The sequence below is a fragment of the Niallia sp. Man26 genome, assembly GCF_022049065.2.
In the GTDB taxonomy this organism is placed as follows: Bacteria; Bacillota; Bacilli; order Bacillales; family Cytobacillaceae; genus Niallia.
Genome location: NZ_CP095743.1, coordinates 2298556 through 2311384 on the forward strand (window position 1 = coordinate 2298556; position 12829 = coordinate 2311384).

At 36.6% G+C, this 12829-nt stretch carries 20 protein-coding genes; 8 read left to right on the forward strand and 12 right to left on the reverse strand.

From position 1 onward, the window contains the following. Positions 1-101: 101 nt before the first annotated feature. The 3 genes from L8T27_RS11545 to L8T27_RS28685 form a co-directional block, all read right to left on the reverse strand. The gene (locus tag L8T27_RS11545) at positions 102-545 is read right to left on the reverse strand and encodes a disulfide oxidoreductase (RefSeq protein WP_233313541.1); all 444 of its coding nucleotides are present in this window, start codon (positions 543-545) and stop codon (positions 102-104) included. Between the two features lie 256 nt (positions 546-801). Continuing rightward, on the reverse strand, positions 802-984 hold the full coding sequence (locus L8T27_RS11550; RefSeq protein WP_233313540.1) for a hypothetical protein: 183 nt from the start codon (positions 982-984) through the stop codon (positions 802-804). A gap of 175 nt (positions 985-1159) precedes the next feature. After that, the gene (locus tag L8T27_RS28685; protein ID WP_282581394.1) at positions 1160-1288 is read right to left on the reverse strand and encodes a hypothetical protein; all 129 of its coding nucleotides are present in this window, start codon (positions 1286-1288) and stop codon (positions 1160-1162) included. A 172-nt stretch (positions 1289-1460) separates the two neighbouring features. Here L8T27_RS28685 and hpaB point away from each other — a divergent pair, with 172 nt between their 5' ends. Both hpaB and L8T27_RS11560 read left to right on the forward strand, forming a co-directional pair. Beyond that, a complete protein-coding gene (hpaB, locus tag L8T27_RS11555; RefSeq protein ID WP_233313539.1) occupies positions 1461-2918 on the forward strand; it encodes a 4-hydroxyphenylacetate 3-monooxygenase, oxygenase component in 1458 nt (485 codons plus the stop codon). A gap of 154 nt (positions 2919-3072) precedes the next feature. After that, on the forward strand, positions 3073-3579 hold the full coding sequence (locus L8T27_RS11560) for a YhcN/YlaJ family sporulation lipoprotein (RefSeq protein WP_233313538.1): 507 nt from the start codon (positions 3073-3075) through the stop codon (positions 3577-3579). Between the two features lie 44 nt (positions 3580-3623). Here the strand turns inward: L8T27_RS11560 and L8T27_RS11565 are convergent, their stop codons facing one another. Both L8T27_RS11565 and L8T27_RS11570 read right to left on the reverse strand, forming a co-directional pair. Further along, positions 3624-3869 carry a spore coat protein gene (locus L8T27_RS11565; protein ID WP_233313537.1) on the reverse strand — a complete coding sequence of 82 codons (246 nt, stop codon included), beginning with the start codon at positions 3867-3869 and terminating at the stop codon, positions 3624-3626. Positions 3870-3973: 104 nt separating this feature from the next. Continuing rightward, positions 3974-4444 (reverse strand): hypothetical protein, encoded by a 471-nt coding sequence (locus tag L8T27_RS11570; RefSeq protein ID WP_233313536.1) that lies wholly within the window; start codon positions 4442-4444, stop codon positions 3974-3976. Between the two features lie 132 nt (positions 4445-4576). On the opposite strand from L8T27_RS11570, the gene L8T27_RS11575 reads away from it, so the two are divergent. After that, the gene (locus tag L8T27_RS11575) at positions 4577-4861 is read left to right on the forward strand and encodes a late competence development ComFB family protein (protein WP_233313535.1); all 285 of its coding nucleotides are present in this window, start codon (positions 4577-4579) and stop codon (positions 4859-4861) included. Positions 4862-4925: 64 nt separating this feature from the next. Here the strand turns inward: L8T27_RS11575 and L8T27_RS11580 are convergent, their stop codons facing one another. From L8T27_RS11580 to L8T27_RS11590, 4 genes are all read right to left on the reverse strand, one after another. After that, positions 4926-6437 carry a DHA2 family efflux MFS transporter permease subunit gene (locus L8T27_RS11580; protein WP_237941599.1) on the reverse strand — a complete coding sequence of 504 codons (1512 nt, stop codon included), beginning with the start codon at positions 6435-6437 and terminating at the stop codon, positions 4926-4928. A 29-nt stretch (positions 6438-6466) separates the two neighbouring features. Then, on the reverse strand, positions 6467-6601 hold the full coding sequence (locus L8T27_RS28690) for a hypothetical protein (protein WP_267913270.1): 135 nt from the start codon (positions 6599-6601) through the stop codon (positions 6467-6469). After that, on the reverse strand, positions 6598-7218 hold the full coding sequence (locus L8T27_RS11585) for a TetR/AcrR family transcriptional regulator (RefSeq protein WP_233313533.1): 621 nt from the start codon (positions 7216-7218) through the stop codon (positions 6598-6600). Before L8T27_RS11585 ends, L8T27_RS28690 begins: the two co-directional genes overlap by 4 nt. A gap of 285 nt (positions 7219-7503) precedes the next feature. Further along, a complete protein-coding gene (locus L8T27_RS11590) occupies positions 7504-8034 on the reverse strand; it encodes a pyrophosphohydrolase domain-containing protein (protein ID WP_233313532.1) in 531 nt (176 codons plus the stop codon). 229 nt (positions 8035-8263) lie between these two features. Here L8T27_RS11590 and L8T27_RS11595 point away from each other — a divergent pair, with 229 nt between their 5' ends. The 4 genes from L8T27_RS11595 (at position 8264) to L8T27_RS11610 (ending at position 11098) form a co-directional block, all read left to right on the forward strand. Next, positions 8264-8590: a hypothetical protein gene (locus L8T27_RS11595; protein WP_233313531.1), complete on the forward strand. Its 327-nt coding sequence runs from the start codon at positions 8264-8266 to the stop codon at positions 8588-8590. Positions 8591-8974: 384 nt separating this feature from the next. Further along, a complete protein-coding gene (locus tag L8T27_RS11600; protein WP_233313530.1) occupies positions 8975-9850 on the forward strand; it encodes a LysR family transcriptional regulator in 876 nt (291 codons plus the stop codon). Between the two features lie 184 nt (positions 9851-10034). Next, positions 10035-10412: a CidA/LrgA family protein gene (locus L8T27_RS11605; RefSeq protein WP_233313529.1), complete on the forward strand. Its 378-nt coding sequence runs from the start codon at positions 10035-10037 to the stop codon at positions 10410-10412. Next, positions 10409-11098, forward strand: coding sequence for an LrgB family protein (locus L8T27_RS11610; protein ID WP_233313528.1), 690 nt, complete (start codon positions 10409-10411; stop codon positions 11096-11098). Before L8T27_RS11605 ends, L8T27_RS11610 begins: the two co-directional genes overlap by 4 nt. Before the next feature lie 31 nt (positions 11099-11129). Here L8T27_RS11610 and L8T27_RS11615 read toward each other — a convergent pair whose 3' ends face one another. Then, on the reverse strand, positions 11130-11333 hold the full coding sequence (locus L8T27_RS11615; protein WP_233314732.1) for a cold-inducible protein YdjO-related protein: 204 nt from the start codon (positions 11331-11333) through the stop codon (positions 11130-11132). Between the two features lie 341 nt (positions 11334-11674). On the opposite strand from L8T27_RS11615, the gene L8T27_RS11620 reads away from it, so the two are divergent. Further along, positions 11675-11962: a DUF6509 family protein gene (locus tag L8T27_RS11620; RefSeq protein ID WP_237941600.1), complete on the forward strand. Its 288-nt coding sequence runs from the start codon at positions 11675-11677 to the stop codon at positions 11960-11962. Between the two features lie 42 nt (positions 11963-12004). Here the strand turns inward: L8T27_RS11620 and L8T27_RS11625 are convergent, their stop codons facing one another. Together L8T27_RS11625 and L8T27_RS11630 are read right to left on the reverse strand one after the other, a co-directional pair. Beyond that, entirely contained in the window at positions 12005-12403 is a 399-nt protein-coding gene (locus tag L8T27_RS11625) for a cytosolic protein (protein ID WP_233313526.1), read from the reverse strand. A 127-nt stretch (positions 12404-12530) separates the two neighbouring features. Further along, positions 12531-12731, reverse strand: a complete 201-nt coding sequence (locus L8T27_RS11630; RefSeq protein WP_233313525.1) for a cold-shock protein — start codon at positions 12729-12731, stop codon at positions 12531-12533. Between the last annotated feature and the right edge of the window lie 98 nt (positions 12732-12829).

Consider the following 12829-nt stretch of genomic DNA (forward strand, 5'->3'; position numbering starts at 1 on the left):
ACAAGTTAATTACCTTTTCAGGAGATTGTTTAAACATAGAGACAGAAAATACAAGGTAAATGAAAAAAAGCTGCCATTTTGGCAGCTTAGTGTCGGACGACTTATTCTTGCTCATTTTCGACAATGAATTTTGCTTGCTTGTCCATTTTTAAACCAGCAACACATAAAACAATAATAAGAAGAAAGGCAATCAATGCCATCAGAGGAATCGTAATGAACCCAAATAAGTTAAAATAATCGGTCGTACATGATACTCTTCCACATGAGCCTAATTCCGGTGGAAACAGCATAATATAATTATGGTAAAGAGAAATGATAAACCCTATACTCGCTAATGATAAAAAGCTCCAGATTTGATTATAATCTTTCCTTATAAGAGCTAATCCAACAATGACCGGCAGAGGATACATAAATATACGCTGTAACCAGCAAAGCTTACATGGTTCATATTTCATAATCTCTGAAAAAAACAGGCTGCCGAATGTGGCAATAGTCGAGACTAGCCATACAGCCATCAAAAGTCTCTCTTTATTTTTATTTTTCACCTAACATATCCTCCTTGCTGCAGACGAAAAGTTATTGTTTTATAACTGTCATCCATGTCTTCACATTCTTAATACGATAACATAATTTTCTCCTATTAAACATGGCTTGTCTATCCAATTATGGGTATTAAGACAACCATAGGAATTAACTCTTTGTTTGCCAAACATATTTTACTCACTTATTATAGTTTATTTGCGGCAATTAATGTAGGTATGAAAACAAGGTATTGACTTTTGCCAATACCTTTTATTTATTTCACTCTGCTTGTGCAATCACTTCCAGACTGCTATCCTCTGCATAATGAATGATATTAGTGATTTTGTAAAATTTTTTGTCGATTTTAATGGTTTCTCCTATGGATGGAGATGTCTGAAAGATGATCTGTTTGGATTGCCAGCCTCTCTCTTTGTCTTGATACAGTGTATTTAATCTTACCAAAAGGATCACCTCCTATCAGTGTGCTCCCCATAACATATAATTTTTTTTGTTATTTATGACAATTTTTTCTGTTACAGCTATATCTCGTCAGCAAGCTAAATGGAAAAAACAGGACATTGCTGTCCTGCTTTTTTCTAATCTTTTTGGTTATGTACTATGCTGTTTTTATAAATTCTTATTTTGTATCTTCCAATACATCTCGGATAAATAACCCTAAATTTCCGCTCGAATCAAAAAAGATTGACAATAAAAACAAAATTGGAATAGCTACTGTTAAATAACAGTATTTGAATACTTTTTTCATATCTTTTCAAACCATCCTCTCACTAAACATTACTATATTTTACCATAAAAATTTCTTTATTTCGAATAATCTCACTTTTCCGTCGTTGTATTGGAACAGAATCAAAACTTTATAATAAAATAATTTAAATAAGTCTGGTTCACTAAATAACAAATAAAGGGAAGGATTTTTTATGGGTGTAATCAGTGGCAAAGCTTTAATTGAACGTATTGACAGAATGAATACAGAAATTTGGCTGGACGGCTCCAAGCTAGTGGAAAAGCCTTCCAACCATCCAGCATTTAAAGGAATTCTTCAAGCAAAGGCTGCTTTATATGATATGCAGACAAATCCGAACAGATTAAAGGACATGACCTTTCCCTCTCCTCTTACAGGCAATCCTGTCGGTTTATCCTATTTGCAGCCAAAAACGATGGAGGATTTACGGAAAAGACGTACAATGATGGAAGCCTGGGCTAAAGCGACTTATGGAATGATGGGCAGAAGCCCTGATTATTTAAATACGGTGATAATGAGTCTGGCTTCATCTGCTGGACTGCTCGCTGGTGAAGAAAATTGTTTTCCAGAAAATATTAAAAATTTATTTGAAGAAGCACGTGAAAAAGATTTGACTTTTACACATACATTTATCACCCCACAGGTTAATCGGTCCCAGGTATTTTTGGAAGACAGCAAGGAACCAATTTCCGCAAAAGTTGTAGCAAGAACCAAGGACGGCTTAATAATTAAAGGGGCACGGCTGTTGGCCACTCAAGGCGGTATTACAGACGAGGTACTCGTTTTCGGAGCACCTAAATTTGATAAAAATGAAGCGTTCGCCTTCAGTATTGCATCAGATACACCAGGGCTTAAGTTTATATGCAGAGAATCCTTTGCAGGCGGCGATTCACTCGTTGACTACCCTTTAAGCGCAAGATATGAGGAGATGGATTGTATTCTCGTCTTTGACAATGTTCTTGTTCCGTGGAATCGGGTGTTCTACTATGACAATCTTAAAGCAGCCAATGACTTTTTGAATAGGAGCTCCTTTCACCACTACGCATTGCATCAAGTGCTGATAAGACAAATAAAGAAAACAGAATTCATATTAGGCATAGCCGAATCTATAATTGACACCATTGACATTAGAGAATATTCACATATACAGGAAAAAATGGCAGAGATTATCATCGCATTAGAGACTATGAAAGCTTTATTAGAAAAGTCTGAGCATGATGCACAGCCTGATCAATGTGGGCATCTCGTACCAAATATCCTTCCTCTTCAAGTTGCAAGCAATATTTTCTCGAAAAGTTATCCCCGTTTTAGTGAAATTATTCAGTTGATTGGTGCAAGCGGACTTGTGACATTGCCGCAAGAGAAGTCTTTTCATTCTGCTATTCGCAATGATTTACTTCAATACATGCAAGGTGCAAGTAAAAAAGCGGAAGATCGCAATAAAATATTTCGGTTAGGCTGGGATTTGACGATGAGCGCTTTTGGCACAAGACAGACTCAATACGAACGATTCTTTTTCGGTGACCCAATACGCTCAGCAACCAGTTTATACAAACATTATTCATTGCAGCAGCATGTACAACAAGTAAGCGAGTTTTTAAACTTGCAGCAACCAGATGAGCACAGTTCATAAGAGCCTGTATCTTTTGATAATAGGCTTTTTTGTTTTTTATTATCTCATTGCTTTGCCCTTCTATACAATAAATGGCACAAATCTTCCTCATACATATTCAAGTTTGTTATAGGGAAAACTGAATTTGAAACTTATTAAGGAGGGTTCTAGCGCCATGAAAAAAGTAAAACATTTGCTTGCAGTCGCAGCCTTGACAGCAGTTATGACAGGGTGCGGCAATGATGATGATAATAACGGCACTGCCATGAATGATAATAATAATAACAATACCGAAAACAACTTGAACGCTGACAATATCGGCAATAACTCAGACGAACGCAATAAAGCGGACCTTGACGTAGCTGATAAAGCGGCTGAAAAGATAAAAGATATGAAAGAAGTGAAACGTGCAGTTGTCATGAAGACAGATGAAAATGCCTTTGTTGCTGTACAGCTTGAAGGAAATCAAGAAGATGGTGTAACAAATAAACTAGAAGATAAAATCGCTGACAGAGTGAAGGATACGGATAGTGAAATTGATAATGTGTATGTATCTTCAAATCCAGATTTTTATGATCGCTTCACTAATTATGCTGATGATATTGAAAATGGCAAACCAATCAGCGGTTTATATGATGAATTTGTTGAGACAGTAACAAGGATTTTCCCTAATTCCCGCTAGAAAAGTAAAACACCCAAACCAGTGGTTTGGGCGTTTTTAGTTTATTAATAAGGATAGTATGGGTATGAGTAAGGGTATGGGTATGGCGGATATGGATAATACGGATATCCTCCATAATACGGGCCGCCAATAAGAGCACCAGCAGCTAGACCCCCTAGCAGTCCCGCAGCGAAAGGTGCACCAAAGCCAGGCCGAAAACCCCATGGACGATAAAATGGGCGTCTGCCAAAGCCAATTGGTCTTCTTAAATCATTTTGGTAAAATCCATAATTTGCAGCTATCTCATTCATCTGTAGTTTACCTCCTCTTTATAATCCCTAATAAGATATTCACCCACCCAGCGTCTTGCTTAGGTAAAAGCACTAGTCATTACGGAAAAAAATCGGAGACAAAATCAGAGGCATTCAAGAATAGCGATTTTCTTTAAATCCTTATTATTGTTTTTTGTTTTCCTGTAGCTGTCTTTTGATGATTTCCGGTAAACGGCTAAGAAGTCTTTAACAGACAACACCTTAAATCTCGCTTCTGCTTCCACCTTCATTTCTAACAGGTTATAAGCAACTCCTGCAAAGTGAGGCAGGTCTTCTTCATAGGCGAACCCTATTTCAAACCCATTTTTCTCAAACTTATGCTCGTGTAAATCTGTCAGTTCATACGACAGCTTTTCCATCATTTCCTTTAAAAGGGGCCATTTCTCCTCTATATAAGATATTGGCACAAGAATATCAATATCCTGTGGATTAAAGTTAATACCCGTTACGACTTCAAGCCCTAATGACCCATATAAAACAGGAGTTATACCAAGGTTTTTATTTAAGGCCTTTCCTATATAGAGGAACTCTTGATAAAGTTCGTCACTTGTCACTTGACCATCTCCCTCCTTTACACCTAACTTCAGTATAAAATACCTTTAAGGATGAATAAATCATTATCTCATTTAAACAAATCAACAAAATAGCCGATATAAATATATAGTAAGACAAAAGGGGTAATAGATATGGAAAGAAAATATTTAAATGTGATGGAAGAAATTGTAGAGTCTCTTGTTACCTATTTATTACTAAGTCCAGATTTTCAGCTTTTTTGCAAGTGCGAAAAGTGTAAAATGGATATAATTGCATACAGCCTAAACAACCTGCCTCACCATTATGTAACAACAGAAAAAGGCAGACAACATGTGTTTGACCACTTAAACACAGAAGAAAACAGAAAATGGATAAATAAACGACTTATTAGCGCCATCTATCTTGTAGGAAACTACCCAAAGCATGAGCAGCAGTAACTAGCTGTTATAGAAAAATAAAAAAGGAATGAACTGGACTCACCAGATCATTCCTTTTTTGCTGTTAGTTTGTTGCTGGTTTTCTATTTGGGCTTCCTTGCTTCTCAAGCTCTTTAACTGCTTCTTGACTTGTATCGACTCGTTTAACAAACAGTGCCAGAATTAAAGCAATAGCATTAATAGCAAGTGTCACGTAGAAGGAATATTGAATTCCCTCAAGCAGCGCTTTTTGTGTAAGCAGTGCAGCTGAAGCTTCTGTCACAGAAGCTGGATCTACTCCAGCCATCATACTTTCCGCTTCGTTTTTTGTGACTGTATTCATAATTGTAACAAGTATCGCTGTCCCGATTGATCCTGAAACTTGCTGAGCTGTATTATTAACAGCCGTTCCATGAGGATTCAAACGTGTTGGCAATTGGTTTAAGCCGTTTGTCATGATTGGCATCATTACCATTGACATTCCGAACATACGCAATGTATAGACAAGAATAATGTAGGCATGTGTTGAATCTATTTGCAAATGTGCCAGCATATAAGTCGATACACCTGTAATAGCCAGACCTATAACGGCAAGAACACGGGGACCGAATTTATCGAACAGCCTTCCTGTGACCGGCGACATAATCCCCATAATAACTGCACCAGGAAGCATCATTAAACCAGAATCAAGTGGCGATATCCCTCTGACGTTTTGTACATATGCTGGTGTCAAAATCATCCCGGAAAACATCGCAACCGCATTAACTATCGCAATAACAGAGCCTAGCGCAAACATTGGATATTTATAAACACGCAAATCAAGCAGCGGTTCTTCCATTTTTAATTGTCGCATGATGAATACCGCCAATGCTATAGCACCGGCAATCAATGATATTAATACAACTGGATCAGACCAGCCGTCGGAGCTTGCGGAGCTGAAACCATATAACAATCCGCCGAAACCGATGGAAGATAATACAACCGATGTATAATCTAGTGTTGCATTTTTATTTTGTGTCATAACATTCTCAAGCTTCCATGCTGCCAGCAGCAAGCTGATTACAGCAAGCGGAAGAATCATTTCAAATAAAAGTCTCCAGTCATAAAATTCAACAATATAACCAGATAATGTTGGTCCGATTGCAGGAGCTGTAATCATAACCAATCCGAAAATCCCCATAGCAGCACCACGTTTTTCACGGGAGAAGCTAATTAGCATGATATTCATTAACAGCGGGCCCATAACCGAAGACCCTGCCGCTTGGATCATTCGTCCTGCAAGCAATGTGCCAAAGTTAGGAGCAAATGCTGCCAATGCAGTACCTGCTGTAAAAATGGCCATGGAGGTAATGAATAGGCTTCTGTTCGAAAATCTAGTTAACAGGAAGGCTGAAGCTGGTATTAATACACCACTGACAAGCATATAGCCTGTTGACAGCCACTGTACCGTCGAATAATCGTCAATTTTTAGGTCAACCATAATTGATGGTAATGCAACATTCAAAAGTGAGTTGTTTAGAAATGATACAAATGCACCTACAAATAGAATGGCAATCATCAAATATGGAGGTTTCTTTTGTTGTAAACTGGAATCCATATAGTTTTTGTCTCCTTACCCTTAGTAAATTAATTTATCTTTTTATTATCTGCACATGCTAATTGGAGTATGTCAGGACGTTTGATAATTTGCGCAGAAATGTTTTGCTTCTGAAGTGTGTCGACAAGCTTTTTTAATTGCATGTTGATTAAATCCTTCATCATACTTCTTCCCTGCCGAATCCCCTTTTAAGAAGATCCATTTGCTTCAGATAACTGTCAGTCGCCTCTGCAACGGTTAAATCCTTCACATACATTTGAACAATATTATGGAAGGTAACGGCTGTCATAACTCTTACCATGTGATGCAATTCACTTTCATCCTTTAGGTTCAGGTTGCTTTTGTTAATCGATTGGGAGATATTTAAGAAAAGGCTTTTTTGCTTTTCTTCGTATACATTATTAGCTAATGTGTTCTCCAATTTATAGTTCATATTCAAAAAGGCGTTTTTAAAAAAGTTTTCATGATTTTGTTCTTTATGATTTGTCACCATAAATTGAAAGGACTTAATAAAGGTTGCGAATAAATCTCCGTCATTTTCCTCTAATATGGAAAGGAATCGCTTCGTATTTTTCTTGGAGATTTCACTTAATAAATAAAAATACAAATCCTCTTTGTCATCGAAATACTGATAAAAACTTCCTCTCGGAATACCTGCGCTTTTAATAATATTGGCAATAGATGCCTCATGTAGCGGAACTCTTGAAAATTCTTCTTTTGCAGCATGAATCAACGTATCTTGCTTATCTGCTGCTAAATGGAAAAATGTTTGTTTTGGCATAAGACAACTCCTACTTCCTATACATGACACAGTGTCACATCTGATAACAAAATTTATTATATGTGACAGCGTGTCATCTTGTCAATATATTAAGATGACATCATGTCACTTTTTTCGGAAAAAATCTTAAACAGATACAAGTTAGCATTTTCCTATTATTTCAAATCGATTATAGGTCTAAAAGATTACACAGTGGCACAAAAGCCCTGCAAGAGAAAAACAAAAAAAACCAGAACAAGACTCTTTCTAAAAAGGTCTTGTTCTGGCTATCTTTGAATGAGCCTGTTATTTGTTTCCTTTTTGTCTGTCTATTTCCTGCTTAAGACGACCTTCCGGTGCGAAGTCCTTTTCCCAGTTCGGCGGCTTAATGATTTTTCCGTCTTCTTCTCTAAATCTTGGTTTACCGTCTTCAAACAGCTTGCCCATATTTGCTTCTTGAACAATCTTAAACAGATTAAATGGCTCTACGCCTGCAATGACAAAGCTTCCCTGGTTAAAATACTCCACATCTGTCAATGCGTCCATTTGTGCAACAAGCACATCATCGACAGGCTTTTTCTCTGTCGTAATTTTAGCAGCGGCTTTATGAAGGCCAGCAAGAAATGCTTGAAACAGCTCCTGAAATTTTTCTTCTTTTCCGTCAGCTGTTGCATAAAGAAATTCTACAAGCTCTTCTCCTGTCCATACAGCTCTGTTTACAGCTGTTTTTTCTTCAATCGGTGCAGGTGTTTCTCCGACTTGATGTCCGAATGCTTGGTGAAAATCTTTCACCATATTATACATAATATTAAGGTCTTTATTTTGTTCGTTTCCCATAATGACTCCCTTTAAAAAAATTCTTCCATGAGTATTTTACCATTAATGCTACCAATATGGGACTTCCATTCTGTTTTTTTTGTAATCCTTGTAAGAGAATATGCGATTTCCTTTTATATAACAACGTTTTGGCCACCGCGGCCTGAACCAACAAAGCAATGTGAAAAAACATTAATTTACTAGTATTTAAACCCCTGTTATAATACTAGAGGAAAGAGGTGTTGAATCAGTGGATATATTCAGTGTTAAAGAATTGTCAGAGGTTGTACGTCATGTAGAAGTCGAAGGTCAAGGGGGTATTTTTACAGAAGAAACTGGAAAACTGCCAAAGGATTATCCAAAAGAATTTCTGAGTAGAATTGTCAACTATATATCCGATCAAGTGTTGATTAATAAGATTGATGCTTTAACCGAGGATGAAGCACTTCATATGTTTGTTAAATCCGTTTATATTGTACGAATCAAACATTTGGAAAGCCCTAATAATTTCGAGGAAAATGCACTTATAGAAAAAGTTTTTGAAGATTATATAATGGAACCTTCCGCGCTTAATTAACCTGCGCTCTTTAGATAAATGTTTTCAGGCTGTTGAGGGCATACCCAACGGCCTGAACTCTCCATATATTTAAGTCCTTATCGAGTCCGTTTGTTGCGATTTAGATTACTTACGATTATTTCCACCGTATTTTTCTTTGCAAGTAAATTCTCATATTTTCTTTGAGACATTAAGTTATATTTCCAATCTGCTTGCCATTTTTTTGTTTTCAACTCATAAGTATTCACAGGTTTCCACACCTTTCCAATCATTCTAACAAAGTTTTACCCGCCTACATCATTCTGTAAACATCTTTTTTTATTTCAAAATAATAAATATTCGCTGTCTCTTTTTCAGCTGTTGGAGTACAATAATAAACAGTGAAAATAGGAATGGAGCAGTTAAATGGAAATTAGACAATTAATGTACTTTGTTGAAGTAGTAAAGCAGAAAAGCATGACGAAAGCATCTGAAAAACTGCATGTTTCCCAGCCTGCCCTTAGTAAAGGTGTCAAAAGTTTGGAAGAAGAAATCGGCATCACGCTAATTAATCGATCAAATAAAACACATGAACTAACAGATGCTGGCCAGATCGTTTACGATTACGCGCAAAAGATAATGGCTCAAATGGATGAGATGGCAACTACCCTCCACGATATGACTAATCTTGCTCGCGGGAACATTAACATCGGTATTCCGCCAATGATCGGCAGCCTCTTTTTCCCTAAAGTTATATCTGCATTTCACAAGGCGTATCCGAATATTCAAATCAATATTAAAGAGTATGGAGCGGCTAAAGTAGTCAAGAGTGTCGAAGAAGGAGAAATTGAAATTGGTATTGCCGTATTGCCAATAATGGATGAGTCTTCGTTCCACGTCTTCCACCTTGTGAGTGAAGAAATTAAATTAATTGTCCACAAACAGCATCCTCTTTCCAATCGAAAAAAAGTCCATATGAAAGAACTTATAGATGAAGAGTTTATTTTTTACAGTGAGGATTTCGCCTTATATGAAATGATGAAACGTGGATTCATCAACGCAGGATTTGAGCCGAACATCATCTTTAAAAGCTCACAATGGGACTTCATGATTGAAATTGTTGCTGCGAATTTAGGGATTTCCATGCTTCCAGAATCGATTTGCAACCGCACAACAAACAATCAAGTAAGATTTATTGATTTAGAACCAGTAACTAATTGGCAGCTTGCTGTCATAACAAAAAAAGACCGTTATTTATCTGTCGCCGGGAGAAGATTTATTGATTTTATTCTTCAGCAATAAATGATCATCTCCCCTGCTCCTCCCCCATTTACGCATCACCTTCTGCACGCACCCATTATAACTATTGGTTATTATAATTATAATAATTATGTATTTTACGAATAGCAACATTCAGCGTATGATAACTTATATAGTTAATCTAAGGTTTAAGGGCGAGCATTTATTCCATTGATTGACAGGGAAGGTGATCGTATTGAAATTTCTAATCATTATCGGGCAAATTGCTTTTATACATCTTTTTCTTTTTCTTGGAATGGGAGTAAAAATGGTTGTGTCAGTTCCGCTGCCAGCATCCATGATTGGTCTCATTTTTTTATTTATAGGTTTACAGCTTAAGTGGATTAAACTGAAGTGGGTAGAAACTGGTGCAGCCTGGCTGCTGGCTGAACTGCTGCTGTTTTTCATTCCATCTGCTGTTGGTATCGTTAACTATGAAGAAATCCTTAATATGAAAGGAATTGAAACGGTTCTTCTCATTGCTGTCAGCACCTTTATCGTGATGGGAGCAACCGGATTTACAGCAGAAAAAATCTATAATAGAAAGAGAAGTTTAAATAAATGAACATTATAATGTTTACTGTATTAACGTATATATTTTACAGAGTGACAAAATGGAGTTATAAAAAATGGAAAAATCCATTGCTGCATCCGCTCCTGCTGTCACCACTGCTTTTAATTCTGTTTATCAGCTGTCTCCATATTCCAGCAGGAAGCTATTTAGAATCATCGCGGTTGTTGACACACCTGCTCGGCCCTGCAACAATCGCCTTTGCGGTGCCGATATATAAACATAAGCATCTGTTGAAAAAATATTTCGGTGTTATGCTAATAAGTGTCACAACCGGTACTGTAGTAGCTATCACGTCATCTTTTTTTCTATCACAATTAATTAATTTGCGAGCAGATTTCATTATAAGCATATTGCCGCGATCCATCACAACGCCAATCGCAATTGAAGTATCGCAGGAAATTGGCGGACTTCCGACATTAACAACCGTGTTTGTCATCATTACTGGAATCATCGGCGGGATAATTGGACCATATGCAATAAAACTTTTATCCTTGAAATCGCCTATTGCTAAAGGATTAGCTTTAGGAATGGGTGCACACGGTGTCGGAACAACAAAAGCGATGGAATTTGGCGAACAGGAAGCAACCTTTTCGACCTTGGCAATGATATTAGCTGCTTGGATTACGGTGATTTGGGGCAGTTCGCTCATTCCTTTGTTAATGAATATTACAAGCTAAAAAAAAACTAAAATCCAAAGGATTTTAGTTTTTATTTTGAGTAAATGCTATTATTATTGACGACTTGCAACTCTCTAGTCGTTTTTTCCATATCACTGCCGCATATTGGGCATTTTGGTGTTTCAGTGCTTTTAAAATTGTCCCGAATCCAGCATTTGCATGTTTCAGATACACAATCCCAAACTACAACTTCTTCTTTTACAATTTCCTCGTTATTCTTTCGGCCAAATCCCATTGCCAAATGAAACACCTCCATGAAGCTTTTGTTTGATTAGAGCCCACTATCAAAAAAAAAGAGCCCGTAAAACATAAAAAATCACTTGCAAACGTAAGAAATCTACAGACTAGACCTTAAAAACAAGTGACCAAACATATCTATCTTTCTTTTAACCTATCTTCCTATTATAACATACATATATAAAAAGTCAAATAATTAATATTCCATCTTATCATATTCCATTTCAATTGAAAAGCATTAGCTATCCTGTAAGCAATATGATATTATTTTCGAGTATGCAATAAATTCACCCATACTTTGAAATACTATGCAGTGATAGATATAGGAGGTCATCAATAATGAATATAACAGAGTATACAGTGGAAAAGATCGAAGATCCAACTGGCATTTTATCAGGAGAACGATATGAATTCTTTTTAACTCTGGAAGAGGATGAGGAGGACGAGCTGTTTGAGGACGGCACCATTCAATTAAAGGTATTGTTCTTCGTTGAGGAGTCAGAAATGAAAGTGTTAAATTATGACTTTTATAACAGCAGCCAAGACAAGTACTTGGATTTTGCTTTAGAAGAGGACGAGCTTCAAGAAGTATTTAATTTTTGCAGCAGTCATTACAAAGAGGCTTAAATTACATAAAAAGAGCAGGAGACATGTCTCCTGCTCTTTTTATTATACTTCGACCGACTTGCCATCTTCCACAATATGATGCATTAAATGCGCAAGATAGTGGATTGGACCAAAAGCGTCCTCTGCTTCTTCCTCTTCATCCTCATCAATTTGCAAATCATTTAAATGAAGTGCTATAAATTGGTAGAAGTCCTTTAATTCAAAGGAAAAACAAGCAGATGGTGTTTCACTTTCTTCCAGATATTGAAGAACTAAATACGATTCTTTTCCACTTTCATCAACTGCATCAAAATAGATGAAGTAGCCGATATTCGTATCCAACTCAAACAGCTGTCTAGTTCCACCGCTAGTTACTCGGTTAAAATCTTCTTCACTCAATTTTTGGACTGTAATGTTTTCCATTCCATCTTCTTTATGAAATTCAACAGTAAATTCTTTCATTATGTAGCACCTCTTTCTTTATCAGCCTTTATTGTAACAGACTTTGTCCAATTAACAAAAATATTGCTTCTAAAAAATTATGCTAAAAAGAACCCTGTCATTAGCAGGGTTCTTTATCATCAGCATATTAAAGTTTCGTTACGTTAACAGCTTGCGGGCCACGTGCGCCTTCTTCTATATCGAAGTTAACTTCTTGGCCTTCATCCAAAGTTTTGAATCCGTCTGTTTGAATAGCAGAAAAATGAACAAATACGTCATCTCCACCTTCTACTTCAATAAATCCAAAACCTTTTTCTGAGTTAAACCATTTTACTTTACCTGTTGCCATTTTATTGCCTCCTAGATTTAAATAACCAGGATATACATTTATATCCTTCATTTGTTTATATTAACCAATTGGAAGAGAAATTAAACATAAAAGAGAAA